Source organism: Ruegeria sp. HKCCD7559 (assembly GCF_013110575.1).
In the GTDB taxonomy this organism is placed as follows: Bacteria; Pseudomonadota; Alphaproteobacteria; order Rhodobacterales; family Rhodobacteraceae; genus Ruegeria.
The window spans coordinates 170796-189373 of record NZ_WVQU01000005.1 but is presented as its reverse complement, the minus strand read 5'-3'; the positions used below and the strand labels follow the sequence as shown (position 1 = coordinate 189373).

General features: G+C 60.3%; 16 protein-coding genes. 11 read left to right on the top strand and 5 right to left on the bottom strand.

Going from position 1 to position 18578, the window contains the following annotated elements; all coding sequences use genetic code 11:
* Nucleotide 1: 1 nt before the first annotated feature.
* The 3 genes from GS605_RS14845 (at nt 2) to GS605_RS14835 (ending at nt 2448) form a co-directional block, all read left to right on the top strand.
* Complete coding sequence (locus tag GS605_RS14845) at nt 2-808, top strand: thioesterase family protein (protein ID WP_171724455.1); 807 nt, start codon at nt 2-4, stop codon at nt 806-808.
* Between the two features lie 72 nt (nt 809-880).
* On the top strand, nt 881-1528 hold the full coding sequence (locus GS605_RS14840; RefSeq protein WP_171724454.1) for a DUF1007 family protein: 648 nt from the start codon (nt 881-883) through the stop codon (nt 1526-1528).
* Nucleotides 1513-2448: a nickel/cobalt transporter gene (locus tag GS605_RS14835; protein ID WP_171724453.1), complete on the top strand. Its 936-nt coding sequence runs from the start codon at nt 1513-1515 to the stop codon at nt 2446-2448. Before GS605_RS14840 ends, GS605_RS14835 begins: the two co-directional genes overlap by 16 nt.
* 1 nt (nt 2449) lies before the next feature.
* Here GS605_RS14835 and truA read toward each other — a convergent pair whose 3' ends face one another.
* Entirely contained in the window at nt 2450-3217 is a 768-nt protein-coding gene (gene truA / locus GS605_RS14830; protein ID WP_171724452.1) for a tRNA pseudouridine(38-40) synthase TruA, read from the bottom strand.
* A gap of 107 nt (nt 3218-3324) precedes the next feature.
* Here truA and GS605_RS14825 point away from each other — a divergent pair, with 107 nt between their 5' ends.
* From GS605_RS14825 to ileS, 6 genes are all read left to right on the top strand, one after another.
* Nucleotides 3325-4740: a YcjX family protein gene (locus tag GS605_RS14825; protein ID WP_171724451.1), complete on the top strand. Its 1416-nt coding sequence runs from the start codon at nt 3325-3327 to the stop codon at nt 4738-4740.
* Nucleotides 4737-5192, top strand: coding sequence for a GNAT family N-acetyltransferase (locus GS605_RS14820; RefSeq protein ID WP_171724450.1), 456 nt, complete (start codon nt 4737-4739; stop codon nt 5190-5192). Before GS605_RS14825 ends, GS605_RS14820 begins: the two co-directional genes overlap by 4 nt.
* The gene (locus tag GS605_RS14815; RefSeq protein WP_171724449.1) at nt 5185-6174 is read left to right on the top strand and encodes a YcjF family protein; all 990 of its coding nucleotides are present in this window, start codon (nt 5185-5187) and stop codon (nt 6172-6174) included. Before GS605_RS14820 ends, GS605_RS14815 begins: the two co-directional genes overlap by 8 nt.
* A gap of 60 nt (nt 6175-6234) precedes the next feature.
* Nucleotides 6235-6945: a VIT1/CCC1 transporter family protein gene (locus GS605_RS14810; protein WP_171636806.1), complete on the top strand. Its 711-nt coding sequence runs from the start codon at nt 6235-6237 to the stop codon at nt 6943-6945.
* Between the two features lie 178 nt (nt 6946-7123).
* Nucleotides 7124-9832: a DUF2339 domain-containing protein gene (locus tag GS605_RS14805; protein ID WP_171724448.1), complete on the top strand. Its 2709-nt coding sequence runs from the start codon at nt 7124-7126 to the stop codon at nt 9830-9832.
* Between the two features lie 164 nt (nt 9833-9996).
* Nucleotides 9997-12909, top strand: a complete 2913-nt coding sequence (gene ileS, locus GS605_RS14800; RefSeq protein WP_171724447.1) for an isoleucine--tRNA ligase — start codon at nt 9997-9999, stop codon at nt 12907-12909.
* A gap of 40 nt (nt 12910-12949) precedes the next feature.
* Here the strand turns inward: ileS and GS605_RS14795 are convergent, their stop codons facing one another.
* The gene (locus GS605_RS14795) at nt 12950-14908 is read right to left on the bottom strand and encodes a hypothetical protein (RefSeq protein ID WP_171724446.1); all 1959 of its coding nucleotides are present in this window, start codon (nt 14906-14908) and stop codon (nt 12950-12952) included.
* A 134-nt stretch (nt 14909-15042) separates the two neighbouring features.
* Here GS605_RS14795 and GS605_RS14790 point away from each other — a divergent pair, with 134 nt between their 5' ends.
* Nucleotides 15043-15498 carry a methylated-DNA--[protein]-cysteine S-methyltransferase gene (locus GS605_RS14790; RefSeq protein ID WP_171724445.1) on the top strand — a complete coding sequence of 152 codons (456 nt, stop codon included), beginning with the start codon at nt 15043-15045 and terminating at the stop codon, nt 15496-15498.
* A 76-nt stretch (nt 15499-15574) separates the two neighbouring features.
* Nucleotides 15575-16042 carry a hypothetical protein gene (locus tag GS605_RS14785; RefSeq protein ID WP_152457211.1) on the top strand — a complete coding sequence of 156 codons (468 nt, stop codon included), beginning with the start codon at nt 15575-15577 and terminating at the stop codon, nt 16040-16042.
* Nucleotides 16043-16063: 21 nt separating this feature from the next.
* Here the strand turns inward: GS605_RS14785 and GS605_RS14780 are convergent, their stop codons facing one another.
* The 3 genes from GS605_RS14780 to GS605_RS14770 form a co-directional block, all read right to left on the bottom strand.
* A complete protein-coding gene (locus GS605_RS14780) occupies nt 16064-16759 on the bottom strand; it encodes a phosphatidylcholine/phosphatidylserine synthase (protein WP_170344959.1) in 696 nt (231 codons plus the stop codon).
* Between the two features lie 68 nt (nt 16760-16827).
* Complete coding sequence (locus tag GS605_RS14775; protein ID WP_171636812.1) at nt 16828-17748, bottom strand: tyrosine-type recombinase/integrase; 921 nt, start codon at nt 17746-17748, stop codon at nt 16828-16830.
* Entirely contained in the window at nt 17745-18452 is a 708-nt protein-coding gene (locus GS605_RS14770) for a DUF484 family protein (RefSeq protein WP_171636814.1), read from the bottom strand. Before GS605_RS14770 ends, GS605_RS14775 begins: the two co-directional genes overlap by 4 nt.
* Nucleotides 18453-18578: the final 126 nt, after the last annotated feature.

Genomic DNA, 18578 nt, shown 5'->3' with positions numbered 1-18578 from the left:
CATGGCGGAAGCGCTCGACTTTACCAACACGACTTATTTTCATCAGCGCGAGGACGGGGCGTTTGTTGGTAACGATGCCGCGCGCGGGCCTTGGTCTGCCGCACATTGCCACGCGGGGCCGGTCAGCGGCTTGATCGTACGGGCCGCGGAAACCGAAATCGGCCCCGAGAAGATGCTGACCCGACTGACTGTCGATTTGCTGAGGCCGCTCCCGCTGGCCGGGCTTCGCGTTGCGGCAGAGACCACGCGCCACACAAAGACGCTTGGGACCACGCGGGTCACGGTGCACGATCTCGACGATACGTTGTGCGCCACGGCAACAACCATGCACCTGTTGCGGCGCGATCTGGGGCAGGTGCCGAATGTCGAGATGGATGCGCCGAAAATAGAGGACGTTGTCGATGGCCCTTTTCCGATAGGTGAAATTCGCCACGATCTGCCAGGCTTTGCCCATTACAGCGATATTCGCTATCCCGCAGGGGGAAAACAGGGGGCCGGGCCCAAAACGATTTGGATGCGTACTCCGCAGCTTTTGCAGGGCGAGGATCAATCGCCCATACAGGCCCTGTGCCCGTTGGCCGATTGTGGAAACGGTATCTCATGGAATGCGCCGACCACTGAAATGGGGTTCATGAATACGGACCTGACCGTGCATATCCACCGTGAACCGGTTTCGGATTGGCTGGCCTCAAAATCGATTTCGCATTGGCAGCCTTCCGGCATCGGCATGTCTCAGTCCGTGCTCTTTGATACGCAAGGTCCAGTGGGTACTGCGCTGCAAACACTGGTTCTGTTTCCGCCGACCTGATGGTGGGCCGGATTTCGCATCGGGAGTGAAAATGTCGTTGCCGCCACGCGGACGGAGACCTATCTTGCACCTATGCGTTATCTTATAACCACTATGATCCTTTGTTTGCCGATGGAGGCCAACGCCCACCCCCATGTCTTCATTGATACCGGGCTGGAGTTCATCGTGGATGACGCTGGTCAACTGACCCATGTTCGCGTGACCTGGGCGTATGACGAATTCTACTCGTTGTTGGTTCTGGAAGACATGAAGCTGGATCAGGATGCTGACGGCGTTCTGACGGAAAGCGAAGAACGGTTCCTGACCGGGTTCGATACGCAGTGGGTGGAAGGATATAACGGCGATCTTGTCGTTACCACAGACGGAACCCCCGTCGCGCTGTCGGGCCCGATGGAGGCGCAGGCGACAGTTGAAGACGGGCGCGTTGTCACCACGCATCTCAGGGCGGTGGAGGCCGGTTCCGTCGCGGCCACGGCGCTGTCTGCGAAAGCGTTTGATGAGACGTTTTATACCGCGTACGAGGTGACGCGACCCGTGACCGTGACGGGCCCCGCCGCGTGCCAGATTGACCGGTTTGACCCGGATATCGACGGCGAACTGGCCCAGATGCAGGCCTTTCTGCTGACCCTGGACGCCGACTATGACCTCGAGGAAAATGACATCCCTCTGGTCGGTGAACGTTTTGCCACCGAGATCCGCGTTTCATGTCCCGCTACCTGATCCTGCCTGTCGGCCTGGCGATTGCACTGCTGCTCTGGTTTTGGGGCAGCGGAGGCTTTGACAGCCTTGCGGCCTGGGCTGCGGGGGAGCAACGAGAATTCCAGAACCAGATCGCCCGGTCCTTGCGTGCCGCGCGTGCCGAGCAACCCGAGGCGGTGGCAACGCTGTTGACGGTCTGTTTCGCCTACGGGTTCTTTCACGCCATCGGCCCCGGCCACGGAAAGGTCCTGATCGGGGGTTACGGTTTGGGTCGGCGTGTCGCCTTCTGGCGGTTGTCGGCGATCAGCGTATTGTCCAGCCTCGGGCAGGCGGTGACGGCCGTCGTCTTGGTCTATGCCGGGGTGTTGGTGTTCCAAATGTCCCGTGAAAGCCTTGTTGGAACGACGGAACAGGTCATGGCTCCGATCAGCTACGGTGCAATTGCCCTTATCGGTCTTTGGCTGGTGGTCCGGTCCTTGCGCAGTTTCGCAAGGAGACGGAAAACCGCGTCATCCCATGATCACCATCATCGTGAAAACGATCACACGCATCATCACCACCACGAAGGAGAGGTCTGTTCAGATTGCGGTCACCGCCATGGCCCCACGGCGCAGGAAATTGCAAATGTGGGTTCACTGCGCGAGGCCCTTATCCTGATTGCGGGCATCGCGGCACGACCATGCACAGGGGCTTTGTTCGTGCTGATTCTGACGTGGCAGATGGGCATCGCGATGGTCGGCATCGCCGGGGCTTTTGCCATGGCATTGGGCACGGCGCTGGTGACGACATTGGTGGGATGGACGTCCTTTGGCCTTCGCGGAGGTCTGCTGGCCTCAGCCTCAGCCACACGGTTCGCATCGGTGTTGGCCCCAACCATCGAACTGGTCGCCGGGCTGATCATTGCCGTGATCGCAAGTGGATTGCTGCTGCGTGCGATTTAGGTCAGTCGAATACCGGTTCCGGGTAACCAACCCGCGCCAGATACAACCCTTGCGGCGGGCACACTGGCCCGCAGGCCGCACGGTCGGCGGCTTCCAACGCCTCGTGAACATCTTCCGGGGTCCACGCGCCGGCGCCCACACGTTCCAGGGTTCCGACGAAACTGCGCACCTGATTGTGCAGGAATGACCGTGCCCTAACGTGGAAATGGACCTCGGGGCCGGAAAATCCCTGAACCTGTTCAACCCGCAACTCATCCAGAGTTTTGACCGGGCTGGCCGCCTGGCAAATCGACGACCTGAAGGTCGTGAAATCATGGCGACCCAGCAGCATGTTCGCCGCTTCCTGCATGGCCTCGACATCCAGCGGATGATTGATCTGCCAAACCTGCCCTTTGTCATGGGTTGCAGGCGCGCGTCGCATCAGGATGCGGAACAGGTATTGCCGTTCGACCGCCGAAAACCGCGCGTGCCAATCGTCGGTCACGCGTGCGGCGTCCACGATCGCCACCGGCTGCGGTTTGAGGTGATAGTTTAGCGCTTCGGACAGGCGGAACGGGTCCCACTCCTTGGCCATGTCGCAATGGGCGACCTGACCCAATGCATGAACCCCGGCGTCGGTACGCCCTGCGGCAGCAATCGTATGCGCACCCGGCTGGATACGGGACAGGGCCTGTTCGATTGCGCCCTGCACGGACGGCTGATCCTTCTGCCGCTGCCATCCGGCAAACGGTTCCCCCTGGTATTCGACTTTCAACGCGTATCTGGGCATGTGCCGCTGGTACAGCGCGGCGCGGGAACGGGCAAGGGGGCGAAAGCGCTGGTATGTGCGGTACCCTCTACCTATCTTGGGTGAAACGATAATTGCGGGGCGACAGATTGGTCATCTCATCTCTGGCAGACAGTCTTGTGCGCGGCGTCGAAACCATCGGCGACAGCGTATCCGAGACGTTTTTTGAGCCTGTCATCCGCCTGGGTGTCACCGGGTTGGCGCGATCGGGCAAGACGGTTTTCATCACCTCGTTGGTGGCGAACCTGCTGGATCGGGGGCGCATGACCGGGTTGGTTGCGCAGCAGGAAGGTCGGATCAATGCCGCCTATCTGCAACCCCAACCGGATGACACCGTGCCCCGGTTCGATTATGAAGCGCACCTGTCCGCCCTGACGGGTCCGTCACCGCACTGGCCGGACAGCACACGCGCGGTGTCAGAGCTGCGCCTGTCCTTCAAAGCCCGCCCAGCCGGCTTGCTTGCTGGCTTGCAGGGACCGCGCACCGTCCATCTGGATATCGTCGATTACCCCGGCGAATGGCTTCTGGATCTGGCCCTGCTGGACAAGTCTTATGCAGACTGGTCTCGGGAAACACTGGAACGTATCGAGGCCCGCTCGGAGGCAGCCGAGTATCTGGGGCAGGTCAATGCCGCAGACCCGTCCGGCGCACATGACGAGCCGACCGCGCAGGCGCTGGCATCGTCGTTCACAACCTATCTCAATCAGGCGCGTGAAGCGGGGTATTACGACTGTACCCCCGGACGGTTCCTGCTGCCGGGGGATCTGGCCGGATCTCCGGTTCTGACCTTTGCGCCGTTGGTGGTGTCTGGCCCGCCGCGGCGCAGAACGCTTCAACGCGAGATGGAACGGCGATACGAAGCCTATAAAGCCCAGGTCGTGAAACCGTTTTTTCGCGATCATTTCTCGCGCATCGACCGGCAGGTGGTTCTCGTCGATGCGCTGGGCGCTATTCACAAAGGTCCACAGGCGGTCGAGGATATGCGCCGCGCCATGGCCGATATCCTGTCGGCCTTTCGCCCCGGCCGAAACGCGTGGCTCAGCCAATTGCTGCTGGGCAAAAGGGTTGAACGCATCCTTTTTGCGGCGACAAAAGCGGACCACCTGCACCACATGCAGCATCCCCGCCTGACCGCGATTATCGAGGCGTTGACGCGCGAGGCGCGTGATCGGGCGAATTTCGCCGGAGCCCGGACCGAGGCCCTGTCTCTGGCTTCGCTGCGTGCTACGACCGAAGAACTGCGCCACCACGACGGGACAGACTTGCCATGCGTTCGGGGTACCCTGTTGGAGAACGGCAAACAGGCCGCCTTCTACCCGGGAGAATTGCCCGAGGATCCAGCGCATCTGTTGGGTCCGGCCCGAAACGGGGCTGATGCGTGGTTGGGCGAAGATTACGGCTTCATGGCCTTTGCCCCGGCAAAGCTGTCGCTAAAACCTGGTGATGGCCCGCCGCATATCCGGCTGGACAGGGCGGCACAGTTCTTGATCGGAGATCGGTTGTGACGACAATTCTGCGCCGCGCGCGCCCGACGGATGCGGGCACCATCGGGTCGATCCTGCACGGTTTCGTCTTGGAAAACGACTGGATGCCTGAATTGCACAGCTGCGCCGAGACAATTGCTTTCTGTGGTCGAATGATTGATCTGGAATGGGTGACCGTGGCCGAAACCGAGGCCGGCGTTGTTGGTTTTTTGGCGCTCGACGGTCGTGAAATCCATTCGCTTTATCTGGATGCTTCGGTTCGGGGCCGCGGGATTGGTCGGCAATTGCTGGATCACGCCAAATCGGCCCGCTCAGAGCTGAGCTTGTACGCGTTTCAGAACAATGCCCGAGCCTGCCGGTTTTATGAACGTAACGGCTTTGCCGAGGTGGCCCGCAGCGATGGGGCGGACAACGACGAAAACCTGCCGGACATACGGTTTGTCTGGCGCAGCGAGGATGTGATCAATGGCTAAAGGCCCGGTTTTGATCGATCTTGAAGCGGATGAGCCCCCTGCCGATGTCGCCAAGGCCCCGCCGGTGCCGGACATCGCGCAACCACAAGGGCAGGCGATGCAAGGCGCGGCACGGCTGGCGGCGCGCAAGCCATCGGCTCTGGCGCGCTGGTTCTGGGGGCTGGCCCTGGCAGTGGTCGGGGCGGCCGTATCGGTGGCCGCGTGGGATTTTGCAACTTCGCTGGTGGCGCGAACGCCTGTTTTGGGGTGGATCGTAACCGGGTTGATCGCCGCGCTGGTTCTTGTGGCGCTTATGATCGCAATCCGTGAACTGGCCGCATTGGGGCGATTGTCCCGTGTGGATGGCCTGCGCCGGGCCGCAGATACCGCGTTGGCAGAGGACGATCTGGCTCAGGCCCGCGCAGTCACCAATCGTATCATCGCATTCTACAAGGGCCGGGAAGACACACGCTGGGGCCGCGAACGATTGGCCGAGCGGATGGCAGATCAGTTCGATGCGTCAGCTCTGCTGGAACTTGCCGAAGTTGAGCTGTTGGCGCCTCTGGACGAAGCCGCCAGCCGCGAGGTCGAGGCCGCGGCCCGGCAAGTTGCAACCGTGACCGCATTGGTGCCGCTGGCGCTTGCGGATGTGATAACCGCGCTGGCCGCGTCATTGCGGATGATCCGCCGGGTTGCCGAAATCTATGGCGGGCGCGCGGGTACGCTGGGCGGCTGGCGTCTGACCCGCAGTGTATTTGTGCATCTGGTGGCGACAGGGGCGGTTGCAGTCGGCGATGATCTGCTGGAGCCTGTCCTGGGCGGTTCCGTTCTGAGCAAACTGTCACGCCGGTTCGGCGAGGGTCTGGTCAACGGGGCACTCAGCGCTCGTGTGGGTGTGGCCGCGATGGAGGTGTGCCGCCCGTTGCCCTTCTCGGACAGGCACAAACCTTCGACGCGGGGCATCATCAAACGCGCCTTGCAGGGCCTGTTTTCCAAGGGTTGATCCAAAGCAAGGCGCCCCGGCCTGCGCTTCGGCACACTGAATGTGTCAAAGGAGCCAGCCATGACGGATCACGGTCACAGCCCGCAGGAAATCGCCGAACGGATCAACGCACCGCCCGGACGCGGCGTGTTGCGCGATGTCGTCTATGGCGGCATCGACGGGTCCGTCACCACATTTGCCATTGTGGCAGGCGTTGCAGGGGCAGGTCTTTCCCCTTTCGTTATCGTGGCGCTTGGCCTGGCGAATGTTCTGGCTGACGGGTTTTCGATGGCTGCGGGCAATTATTCAGGCACCAAGGCCGAGCTGGACAACATTCGCCGCATCCGCGCGGTCGAGGAACGCCACATTGCGTTGTACCCGGATGGTGAGCGCGAAGAAGTGCGAGAGATCCTTGCGCAAAAAGGGCTGTCTGGCGACATTCTGATCGAGGCCACGGCAGAGATCACCTCGAGCACCGAAAACTGGATCAACCTGATGATCGAAGGTGAATATGGTCTGGGCAGTGTCGACCCGCATCCGATGAAAGCCGCATTGGCCACCTTCTTTGCGTTTCTGGTGGCGGGGATGATCCCATTGCTGCCGTTTCTGGTGTCCGTGCCGAACGCGTTTGCGATCTCGGCCTGGATGACCATGGCTGTCTTCTTTGCGATTGGCGCGCTCAAAAGCCGGTGGTCACTGGCCCCCTGGTGGCGGTCGGGGATCGAGACGCTTTTGATCGGCGGGCTGGCCGCGCTGATCGCGTATCTCGTCGGGTCCCTGTTCCACCCATGAAATTTGCGGCGCTGGGATGACGGTTGTTGCAGTGGGCCTTACCGCAGACCCCGGACCTTTTCAGGCCGACGATCGCGCGCCCGGCGATTTCGGTGCTTTAGATCGGTTCACAGCTTTCCTGACTGTCACTTTCGGACGGCTCAAGATAGCCTGACCTCCAAAAGGATCGGAGACTCGGTTGGAATCGCTGCTTGTTCTTGTTGGCCTGATTGTTCTGGCCATCCCTGTGACATTGATCGCTCTTTTGGTCGGGCATTCCCGTTTGCGTCGCCGGGTAGAGCAGCTGGAAGCGCAAATCGACGCCTTGGCCTCAGGCGATGCGACGGTCCTGCCGCAACCGGAACAGGAAACGCCTGCACCGCAACCTGCTGCTGAAGAGAAGCCGCGCAGGCCGGCACCCTGGTCGGCTCCAAAACGGCAGGAAGGCAACAGTGCCGACGCTCAGGATGCAGAGGTTTCTTCTCCGGCTGTCGTGTTTCGCCATGACAGGTTTGCGGCTTTGGGCGCGTGGCTGCGCGAGAACTGGTTTTATGTGGTTTCGGCCCTGTCTCTGGCACTGGCCGGTATTTTCCTTGTGCAATACGGCGTCGAAAACGGTTTGCTGCCGCCGGCGGCCCGTGTTGTCGCAGCCCTGGGTTTCGGCACGGTTCTGATCCTCGGAGGAGAAGTCCTGCGCCGCAAGTTCGGTGATGACGAAGCGGTGGCAACCGCCTATCTGCCCTCGGTCTTTTCCGGTGCCGGGCTTGTCACTTTGTTCGGGGCGATCCTGTCCGCGCGCCAGCTGTACAACCTGATCGGTGCCGAAACGGCACTGGCAGGGATGGTCGTTGTTGCGCTGGTGGGCCTCGTTCTGGGGTGGTTCCACGGTCCGCTGCTGGCTGCGGTCGGTCTGATCGGTGCCTTCGCGGCGCCTTTCCTGGTCGGAGGCGCGTCCGATGATCCGTCGTGGCTTTACGCGTATTTCCTGCTGGTCGCAGTCTTGGGGTTGGGTATCGACACGGTACGGCGCTGGGCATGGATCTCGGTCCTGACGCTGTTCGGTGCCTATGCGGCGAACCTGCTTCTGGTGATGGGCGCGCCGAGTACGGAATCGGGATACCTGATCGCGGCAACGGTGCTGGCGCTTTTGGCGACCGCCATTCCGGTGCGGCGCATTTGGCCAAATCACGCGGGCCCCATGCTGACTGAGATGATCCGCCGCCCAAAGGCCCGCCCCTGGCCGGAATTCCCAACTCGACTGGCCGCCGGGGCCGTCGCGGCAAGTACGGTGATCCTGGCCTGGCATTGGGCGGATACGGAGCCCGAATTCTGGTTGGGCGTCAGCCTGTTGTCTGCCCTTGTTCTGGCGCTGCTCCTATGGGCCAAGGATGCACCGGCCCTTCGGGACCTGACCGTCCTGCCTGCGGCCGGTTTGGTGGTCTTTGTCGCCTCTCACGGGCTTGAGAATGGCGCGGTTCTGGACAGGTTTGCGGGCACTTACGCGGAAACGCCCGAGGCCGACTATCCGATGGTGGTCACTGTGCTGGCCGCTTTGGGAGGTTTGATGTCGGCTCTGATGGCGTGGCGGTCATTCAAGGCAAGCCAGTATCGCGCCGTCTGGGCCGGAGGGGCCGCGCTTTTTGCACCCGTGCTGGCCATCGCGCTGGAAACAGGCTGGCATCCGGCTTTGGTGATCGGGGCTTATCCCTGGGCGCTCCATGCGATTGCGCTGGCTGTGTTGATGGTGGTTCTGGCTGAACGCTTTGCCCGCGTTGACGGCGATGACCGGATGCGGGCGGCACTGGCCACCCTGTCCATGCTGTCGTGTCTGGTCTTTGCCTGCGTCATCGTGCTCAGCTCGGCGGCGCTGACGGTTGCATTGGTCGCCAGCGTTGTGGTTGCGGCCGCGTTGGACCGCAGGTTCATCCTGCCGCCGATGAGCTGGTTCATCTGGGCCGGTGTCTTTACCGTCACGGTGCGTTTGGTGCTTGATCCCGGGCTGGACTGGGCCAATTCCGCTCCGGTGCCTGAGATGGCGTTGGTCTATGGCGCGGCCACATTGGGATTTGTCGTGGGCTGGAGGCTTTTGCGTCCGTTGAAGCGCCCACTGGCGGCGCTGCTGCTGGAAAGCGCGGCCTGGGCGACAGCGGGTATCCTGCTTTCATTGCTGCTGCTGCGTTGGCTTGAAGGCTTCGGCGAGGGCGGCGCTGACAACAGCCATTGGGGCCTGGGTCTGCTGGCCGTCATCTGGCTTTTGCTTGCGTTCGCGCAGGTGCAGAGGTTCGGGCTGGGTGGCAAACTGAACTATCTGCGATACCTGCTTGCTCTGTTCTTTGCGGGGCATGGCCTTTTCTATCTGTTGCAGGCATTGGCGGACCAGAACCCCTTGTTTGATCCGAATGCGGATCCGGTGCTTGGGCCGCCGGTTTTGAATACGCTGGCCGTTGCTTATCTGTTGCCCGCATTGGCCATCGGTGGATCGGTCTGGAGGATCCGGGAAATGCCGAAACCGATCATGCAAGCAAGCTTTGCCGTTGCAGGGACGTTGGCGGCAGTTTGGTTGGGTTTGACCATCCGTCACGTCTGGCAGGGCGCGGCGGGTATGTATGAAGGCAACGGCGTCACCCAGCCGGAACTGTATACCTACACTTTGGTGCTGCTGCTGATCGGGGCCGCTTTGTTCTATCAATCTCTTGCCCGCCGATCCGACCTGATGCGCAAGGCCGGGCTGGCGGTGATCGGGCTGGCGGTGGCCAAGGTCTTCCTGATCGACATCGCCGGTCTGGGCGGCCTGATCCGGGTGTTTTCGCTGTTGGCGCTGGGCCTTGCGCTGGCCGGTCTTGCGTGGCTGAACCGGTGGGCGAAACTGCGCCATTCGCCGCAGCGGGCAGAACCTCTGGACCATTAGGTGCCGGCGTCATATAAGCGCGCCATGTATGACCGGATGGCCATCATTATTCGAATTATATCCCCGGCGCTCTGACCTCCTGAGACGCCGGGCAAAGGTGTTTGAGACTTCGCACCGACCGCTTCGATCCAATAGACGACCAGATCATCCAAAGGACGCCCCAAATGTGCGCCGACACGATCCAGACACCTGATTACAAAGACACGCTGAACCTGCCCAAAACCGATTTCCCCATGCGCGCCGGCCTGCCCAAGCGCGAACCCGCATGGCTTGAACGGTGGGAGACCATCGGTGTCTATGACCGCCTGCGCGAGAAAAAGGGCCGCACGCCCTTTACCCTGCACGATGGCCCCCCTTACGCGAATGGTCACCTGCATATCGGCCACGCCCTGAACAAGACCATCAAGGACATGATCGTGCGATCCCATCAGATGATGGGCTTTGATGCGCGATACGTCCCCGGCTGGGACTGCCACGGCCTGCCGATCGAATGGAAGATCGAGGAACAGTACCGCAAGAAGGGCAAGAACAAGGACGAGGTGAACATCGTCGATTTCCGTCAGGAATGCCGCAAGTTCGCCGAAGGCTGGATCGACGTGCAGCGCGAAGAGTTCAAGCGTCTGGGCATCACTGGCAACTGGCCCGATCCCTACATCACCATGGATTATCACGCCGAGGCGGTGATTGCGGACGAATTCATGAAGTTCCTGATGAACGGCACGCTCTATCAGGGTTCAAAGCCAGTCATGTGGTCGCCCATCGAAAAGACGGCCCTGGCCGAGGCCGAGGTCGAGTATCACGACAAGGAAAGCTTCACCATCTGGGTGAAGTTCAAGATCGTCAACGCGGGTGATCTGGATGACGCCTGTGTGGTGATCTGGACGACCACGCCGTGGACCATGCCGTCGAACAAGGCCGTCGTATACGGTAAAGACATCTCCTATGGACTCTACGAAGTCACCGGCGCGCCGGAAGAATGCTGGGCCAAGGTAGGCGACAAGTTCCTGTTGGCCGACAACCTGGCCGCCGATGTATTGGGCCGTGCCCGTCTGAACGACGATCAGTGGACCCGTGTGCGTGACGTGACTGCCGACGAGTTGGAGAGCGTTCAGCTGCTTCACCCGCTGGCCGGCGCCGATGGCGGCAATGGCGAATGGGACGACATCCGCGATTTCCGCGCCGCTGACTTCGTGACCGATACCGAAGGTACTGGATTCGTCCACTGCGCGCCGTCCCACGGGATGGAGGAATTCGAGCTGTACCGTGATCTGGGCATGCTGGAGCAGGTCATCACCTATAACGTGATGGACGATGGCTCGTTCCGCGCTGATCTGCCGTTCTTTGGCGGCAAATACATCCTGTCCCGCAAGGGCGGCGAGGGTGACGCAAACAAGGCCGTCATCGACAAGCTGGCCGAAGTCGGCGGGCTGCTGGCGCGCGGCAAGATCAAGCACAGCTATCCGCATTCGTGGCGCTCGAAAGCTCCAATCATCTACCGCAACACGCCGCAGTGGTTCGCATCCGTCGACCGCAAGCTGGATGACGGTATGGGCGAGATGGGCGACACCATCCGCGAACGTGCTCTGCGCTCCATCGACGAGCTGGTGAAATGGACCCCGCAGACGGGTCGTAACCGCCTCTATTCAATGATCGAGGCCCGCCCGGACTGGGTTCTGTCGCGCCAGCGTGCATGGGGTGTGCCGCTGACCTGCTTCACCAAGAAGGGCGCTCTGCCCACCGACGCGGATTACCTGTTACGCAACGCCGAACTCAACGCCCGCATCAAGGCAGCGTTCGAGAAGGACGGCGCGGACGTCTGGTACACCGACGGCTTCAAGGAAAAGATCCTCGACGGAATCGCCAACCCGGACGATTACGAACAGGTCTTTGATGTGCTGGATGTGTGGTTCGACTCGGGTTCCACCCACGCCTTCGTTCTGCGCGACCGCGAGGACGGGACCGAGGATGGCATTGCCGATGTCTACATGGAAGGCACCGACCAGCACCGCGGCTGGTTCCATTCGTCCATGCTGCAAGCCTGCGGCACCAAGGGCCGCGCGCCCTATCGCAACGTAGTGACCCACGGTTTCACGCTGGACGCCAAGGGCAACAAGATGTCCAAGTCGCTGGGCAACACCATCGTGCCGGAAGAGGTCGTCAAGCAATACGGCGCCGATATTCTGCGCCTATGGGTGGCTCAGACCGACTATACCGCCGACCAGCGGATCGGGCCGGAGATTCTGAAGGGCACTGCCGACAGCTATCGCCGTCTGCGCAACACCATGCGGTTCATGCTGGGCTCATTGGCCGACTTCACCGAGGCCGACCGCGTCATGCCCGAGGATATGCCGCGTCTGGAACGCTGGGTTCTCAGCCGTCTGGCGGAATTGGATGAGCAGGTGCGCAAGGGTTATGCCGCGTTTGATTTCCAGGGTGTTTTCAGCGCCGTGTTCAACTTTGCGACGGTTGATCTGTCGTCCTTCTATTTCGACGTTCGCAAGGATGTTCTGTACTGCGACGGGGACAGCACACGCCGCCGCGCCGCGCGCACTGTTCTGGATATTCTGTTCCACCGCCTGACCACCTGGCTGGCCCCGGTTCTGGTCTTCACCATGGAAGAGGTCTGGCTGGAGCGGTTCCCGGGCGATGACAGTTCGGTCCATCTGGTGGATTTCCCGGACACACCCGCCGATTGGCGCGATGCCGAGCTTGAGGCCAACATGGCCAAGGTGCGTCGTGTGCGCCGGGCCGTGACTGCCGCGCTCGAGGTTCAGCGTCAGGACAAGGTGATCGGCTCCAGCCTCGAGGCGGCACCGATCGTGCATGTCGAGGATGGTGATACCCGCGATCTGCTGGCCACGTTCGACGTGGACGACATGTGCATCACCTCGGGCCTGACCGTGACCGGCGATCCCGCCCCGGCCGAGGCGTTCCGTGTGCCGGAAATCGAAGGCGTTGCCGTCGTGTTCGAAAAAGCAGAAGGCGAGAAATGTCAGCGTTGCTGGAAAATCCTGCCTGATGTGGGCCGCCACACCCACGCGGGCGTCTGCGGGCGCTGCAATGAGGCGCTGGGATAAATCAACGCGCCCCCCGAATTCAGTCGGGGGGCATTTTGGGCTATGTCTGCACAGATTGCCGTGTTGGATTGAACAGATCAAAGCCAATGGCAGGATCTGACAGGGCTTTCCAAACCTGATAGTCCGTAAAGTAACCGGTGTGCCCGCCGGGATCGACCGGGATGTTTCGATTTGCAAAAATGAGCCCACCCTCGATCTCGGTTCCGACAAAATCGTCCTGCCGGAAGATGTTGAACCACGCGGCGTTCAACTGACTGGCGGTGATGGTGAACATCTCGGGAAAATAGCGCTGATAGATATGGGTGACCGGAGAGCCCATCGTGATGAGTGTCAGAGCCCGCCCGCCGATGCGTCTTTGGACACGTGGGTCAGCAAGCATCTGTGTGGCGATCACGGTGCCCTGCGAATGGGATATCACCGTGATATGATCCGCTGGAAAGATATCGAGAACATAGTACAACGTGCGATAGAAACGCTCGTCTATCGCCTTACGATCCGGATAGTTGCGTTGCCGCGTTTCCAGATCTTTTTCCAGATAGCATTTGTCGCGAATGGCGTAGGTAACGATATCCCGTGCAACGCCCAGACCGGCGGAAACAAAATCAGAAAACCGGTACATCAACGCAGTTGCGCCAAGAACGATCAGGCCGATCTCGCCCTGCGAACAGGCCAACCTGTCCAAAGCCCAAGAGATCGGGTTGGTTTCACCTATGCCCACGTTGCATGCGGCCTCAAAACTCTGGTTGGCTGCGATCTCTCGGATCGTGACCAGAACCAGCACGATTGTACCAAACAGAAAGACCCACTGCGCCAGCCGGTTTACAATCGCCCGGCTAATCAGACCGCTGCGGGTGTGAAGGTTGGCCTTGTACGTTTTGCGACCTGCAAAAAGCCCGACGCCAACGAACCCCAACAGAACGATGGCAACAAAGGCCACACTGAGAGTTTCGATGGACTCGTTCAAATTGCTTTCAAAAAGACGTTGCAGCTGACCGCCGGACAGGCCCGAAACAGTTTCCAGTAATTGCTCTATGGTCAACCAGAGGCCGGAAATGAAGAACATCCAGAAAACCAGCATGCCTGCACAGATGCTGGGGTACAGCCGCCTGTGCTCTGAAAGTGTGTCATTGATCCGCAACGTCCAGGCGGACAACGCGTAAAGAATGATTGTCAGGAAGATAAGAGTGGCCCAGAAGATGGAGAGCAGAAAAACCTGAAACGCCACGAATTGCTCCAGGGCCGGCGGGCAATTTCCGGTTTCGGAAGGGGCGCATGCCCACAATTTCAGGCCCAGCGGCCCAATGACTAGGCACAGGGTCAGTGCTGTTCCCATTGCGAGCATTCCTCGCCAGAAGACCCGCCTGAGATAGGTCGGTGCGGATCGGCTTTGCCCCAGCCCGACAATGGCTCCGCCGGCGTACAGCACGAACAGAAGCCAGAACAACAGGGTAGGGTTCTGGAAAACCGAGACAGGTATCCGGTCGGTCATGACCGCTGCGGCACCGATCAACAAAAATACGTTCAGCGTCGCAACCGCACCGAAGAAGACCCATGTGAAAAGATGTACCAGCTGTGCCGCCAGTGTATTCCTGCCATTGGGTTGGTCCGAAGCAACGCCTTTTCGGATGTGGGTTTGCTCGACATTGTCCATCGCCAGATATCCCAACGCCAGAACGACCCAAATCAGGTCCAGCACGGTTTTGATCGCTCCTTTCGGGGCCGGAGAGCGATCAGCCCAATAAACTTCGGCAAACAGGGCCTTGTCCTGAGGAACAGCCGGGTCAGTCACCGTGCGCAGATTGACTTCGAACAGCTCTGCATTTCGTGGATTTCCGTCGAAGGTGGATTCGGCCAGTTCGATCATGCCGCGTTCGACTTCGATCGGTGGTCTGGGGTTTCCATCCAGCCAAGTTGTTGCTGCGCCAACGACCTGATCGACGGTTTCGCCGGGTTTTTGTTCACCGATTCCATGTACTGTGAGGATCAAATGTCGACCCATTGCGTTCTCCAAAATCTCTTTAAGTAACGGCAGGAGCGTATCACGAATGGCGCCAATGCCCAAAAATGACGTTTTGCGTGGTCTTGCACATTCCCGCGCTTGTGCTTGGCGCTTTGATCTGAAACCGTCGGTCCATGGCGATGATTTCCGTTGAAACTCAGTTCGGACGACTTGGTGTTGAAGAAACAGACGGGGCCCTTACACGGCTTGTCTGGAACGGCAGGGACGAGGGTGAGCCGACTGCGCTGCTGCGCGAAGCCGCCGCCCAGTTGAGGGCCTATGATCAAGGGCGGCTTGACCGTTTCGATCTGCCGTATCACATTGACGGTTCAGAGTTTCAAAAGCGGGTCTGTGACCTGATGTATGCCATCCCGCTTGGAGAAACGCGCACCTATGGCGATATCGCCAAAGAACTGGGGCAACCCGCCCAGCCGGTTGGCCAGGCCTGCGGAGCAAACCCCATTCCCGTGATCATTCCCTGTCACCGGGTACTGGCTGCTAATGGCCTGGGCGGTTTTTCGGGCGACGGTGGTGTTGAGACGAAAGTTGCCCTGTTGCGGCATGAGCGGGCGGCAGGTCTTTTGATCTGAGCGTCGAAATTCGGTTGCAATCCGCTTTTTGCAGACACAACTTGTAACCATTGCTGAATTTGAAGGACCGCATTGCATGACCACTGAACAAGACCGTGCAGCCCGCAAGAAGGCCATTATCGACCGGTTGATGTCGCTTGAAGCGCAAGAGCTTGCAACGGCGCAGGCGCATTACGATGCGTTTTTGAAAGATGCCCAGTTGGATGACAGGGAAGGTCACGACAAGGATGACATTGCCGCATCGCGGGAAAACGCCGACCTGGCGGCTGCCTTCGATGCCCCGGTTCATGCGCATCATGCCAAGATTGATGTCATCGAAAATACCGATTTCAGCCTTGCCGACACGGTCAGGCCAGGAGCTGTGATCAAGTTCAACAACCGCAGATTTGTCGTGTGTGTCTCGACAACGCGGTTTGAAGTGGATGGCAAGACCTATATGGGCATTTCAACCCAAAGCCCGATATATCTGGCGATGGCAGGTCTGCAAAAGGGCGACGTCTTTACCCATAACGGCACCGAGTTCGAGGTGCAGGACGTTCTGTAAAACGGGACGGGCAGCGCTGCGTCAGGCGTGGCGCTGCGGAACAACCTGTTGGGCGATGCCTGCGAAGGTCAGGTACAGGCTGGTGATGACCAGCCCCCAATGGGCCCAGCTTTCGGGGTGAAAATCGACCCATGCGGCCCAACCCGCGAAGAACGTCCATGCCAGCGCCATCGGCAAGGTCAGGCTGCGCCAGCGCTCGGTGCGCACGGGATGCACGAATTTCAGCGGTAGAAACATGGCCAGCGACAGCAGGGTGACCAGCAGCAGGATGATCCAGAAATTCGGTTCCAGTGCGAAGATCACGATCACGAACATGTTCCAGCACCCGGGAAAACCGGAAAAGGAATTGTCCTTGGTCTTCATGCGTGTATCCGCGAAATACATCGCACTGGCAAATGTGATGACGATGATCGCGAACCATCCGGTCCAGCCGTCCATCAGCCCCGATTTGAACAGGGCAAAAGCCGGAATGAACACATAGGTCAGGTAATCGATGATCAGATCCAGCAGAACGCCGTCGAACTCGGGCGCGTTGTGCTTGACGTGATAATGTCGCGCCAACGGGCCATCGATACCATCTACAATGAAAGACACGACAAGCCAAAGATACATAAGGCTCCATTTCTCTTCGACCGCGGCCAGCATGGCCAACATGGCAAAAACAGCGCCTGTTGCAGTAAAGAGATGAACGGAAAGAGCTTTGAATCTGAGTGTCATGCGAGCGTCATGACTGATGCGCGTCCGAGATGCAAACCAAAAGCCCGGGTTTTCGAGTCATGTGCACTTCAGGCTTTGGGATGCGCGCTGTTGTAGACCTCCATCAACCGCGCAGTGTCCACTGCCGTATAGGCCTGCGTCGTCGACAAAGAGGCGTGGCCTAGAAGCTCTTGAATGGCACGCAGGTCGCCTCCGGCTGACAGCAGGTGGGTGGCAAAGCTGTGCCGCATCGCGTGGGGTGTTGCGGTTGAGGGCAGCCCCAATTGCATACGTGCCTTGGCCATGACCCCTTGGATTGCACGCGGGTTCAATGGCCCGCCACGGACGCCTCGAAACAGGGCTTTGTCCTGTGCTTGTGGATGGGGACACAGCTTCAAATATCCGTCGACCGCTTCGCGAGCGGCAGGAAGAACCGGTACGACCCTCTCTTTGTCGCCTTTCCCGACGATGCGCAGCGTGGTGGGCAAAGGCGCGTCCGCTCCGGTCAGGGACAGCGCCTCGGATATGCGCAGGCCGCATCCGTACAGCAGCGTGACAACCGCGACGTCGCGCGCCGCGACCCAGTCGGATGTGGATTGCAGTTCCACTGTATCGATCATGGCGCGGGCTGCATCTTCGGCCAGCGGACGGGGCAGTTTCTTGGTGAATTTCGGCGCGCGGGTGGACAGAACGGCGGTGGGCTCGAACCCCTCACGCTCTGCCAGCCAACGGTAGAAGCTTTTGACCGCCGACAGTTTGCGCGCCAAAGACCGCGCGCTGACGTCCGCGCCACGCTGATCCGCCATCCAGGCGCGCATATCCGACACCGTGATCCGTTCCAGCGCCTTCAGGCCATGCCGTTCGGCGTGATGCAGGGTCATGAACGACAGAAACTCGACGACATCGCCACGATAGGCGTTTAGCGTATTCTCGGATCGTCCGGCAAGCGCGCTCAGGCTGTCCAGCCAATGCTGAAGCGCGTCGCGGCAAGCGGGCGAGACCAGGCTCACGACAACCAGTGGCGCATCGAGCGTTCGAACACGCCGGCAAAAAAGGCCAGAAGATCGGTGCCCAGCTGCGGGGTGAAATGCCGCGGGTCGCGGGCGGCCATGACGATCATGCCCGGAAGGCGACCGGCCCCGAGGTCCAGCTTCAGGCAGGCCTCGGAACGAAGCTGATCGGCCTGTGACCCGAAAATACGTCGGTTTGGCTGGTGGATTTCCCGCAAGATCACATCCCGCGCAGGACCGCCGCGATCAATGGTCAGGTACCGGTCGATGAAACCGGGTTCCGCGATCGTCAGGACCCCGCCCAACGTGTCGATTGCGGGATCGTTCTGAACCACGGTTGTTTCCAGAACCAGCGTAACGCTGTCGACGCGCAGGATGTCCGCCACATCGGCGCCCAGCGCGCGCAGGAAATCTTCGAACTCGACAGGTTCCAGCAATCGCAGAATGGCGCGGTGGACCTGATTGGTGCCCGCGAGGTTTTCATAGGCCGCAGCGATGACGGAACGGTGGGTGTCTTCCAGCCGATCCAGCCGCGCCTCGAGCCGTTGCATTGCAATGCCGCGCAGGTCTATCACGTTGTCGCCGCGCGCTTGCTCGTTGGCAGCGACAAGCGCCTGCATCAGGTCTTTGTCGTCCAGTACGACATCCGGCTCGGCCAGAATTGCCGCGCGGAGGTTATCCTCGAGTTTGGGGGTGCTGCTCATGTCCCGTCCGGTCTTTTTTTGTTGTCGCGGCTTATAACATGCCGGACCGGATTTGCCTTGGAAAAAATGCACGCAAGGGTGGATTTCCTTGCATGTTGTGGCAAGGGGCTCCCGCCCGCCATGCCC

Coding starts and splice junctions, on each gene's coding strand:
- GS605_RS14845 (WP_171724455.1), top strand. CDS start 2: ATGGCGGAAGCGCTCGACTTTACCAACACGACTTATTTTCATCAGCGC.
- GS605_RS14840 (WP_171724454.1), top strand. CDS start 881: ATGCGTTATCTTATAACCACTATGATCCTTTGTTTGCCGATGGAGGCC.
- GS605_RS14835 (WP_171724453.1), top strand. CDS start 1,513: ATGTCCCGCTACCTGATCCTGCCTGTCGGCCTGGCGATTGCACTGCTG.
- truA (WP_171724452.1), bottom strand. CDS start 3,217: ATGCCCAGATACGCGTTGAAAGTCGAATACCAGGGGGAACCGTTTGCC.
- GS605_RS14815 (WP_171724449.1), top strand. CDS start 5,185: ATGGCTAAAGGCCCGGTTTTGATCGATCTTGAAGCGGATGAGCCCCCT.
- GS605_RS14810 (WP_171636806.1), top strand. CDS start 6,235: ATGACGGATCACGGTCACAGCCCGCAGGAAATCGCCGAACGGATCAAC.
- ileS (WP_171724447.1), top strand. CDS start 9,997: ATGTGCGCCGACACGATCCAGACACCTGATTACAAAGACACGCTGAAC.
- GS605_RS14795 (WP_171724446.1), bottom strand. CDS start 14,908: ATGGGTCGACATTTGATCCTCACAGTACATGGAATCGGTGAACAAAAA.
- GS605_RS14790 (WP_171724445.1), top strand. CDS start 15,043: ATGGCGATGATTTCCGTTGAAACTCAGTTCGGACGACTTGGTGTTGAA.
- GS605_RS14785 (WP_152457211.1), top strand. CDS start 15,575: ATGACCACTGAACAAGACCGTGCAGCCCGCAAGAAGGCCATTATCGAC.
- GS605_RS14780 (WP_170344959.1), bottom strand. CDS start 16,759: ATGACACTCAGATTCAAAGCTCTTTCCGTTCATCTCTTTACTGCAACA.
- GS605_RS14770 (WP_171636814.1), bottom strand. CDS start 18,452: ATGAGCAGCACCCCCAAACTCGAGGATAACCTCCGCGCGGCAATTCTG.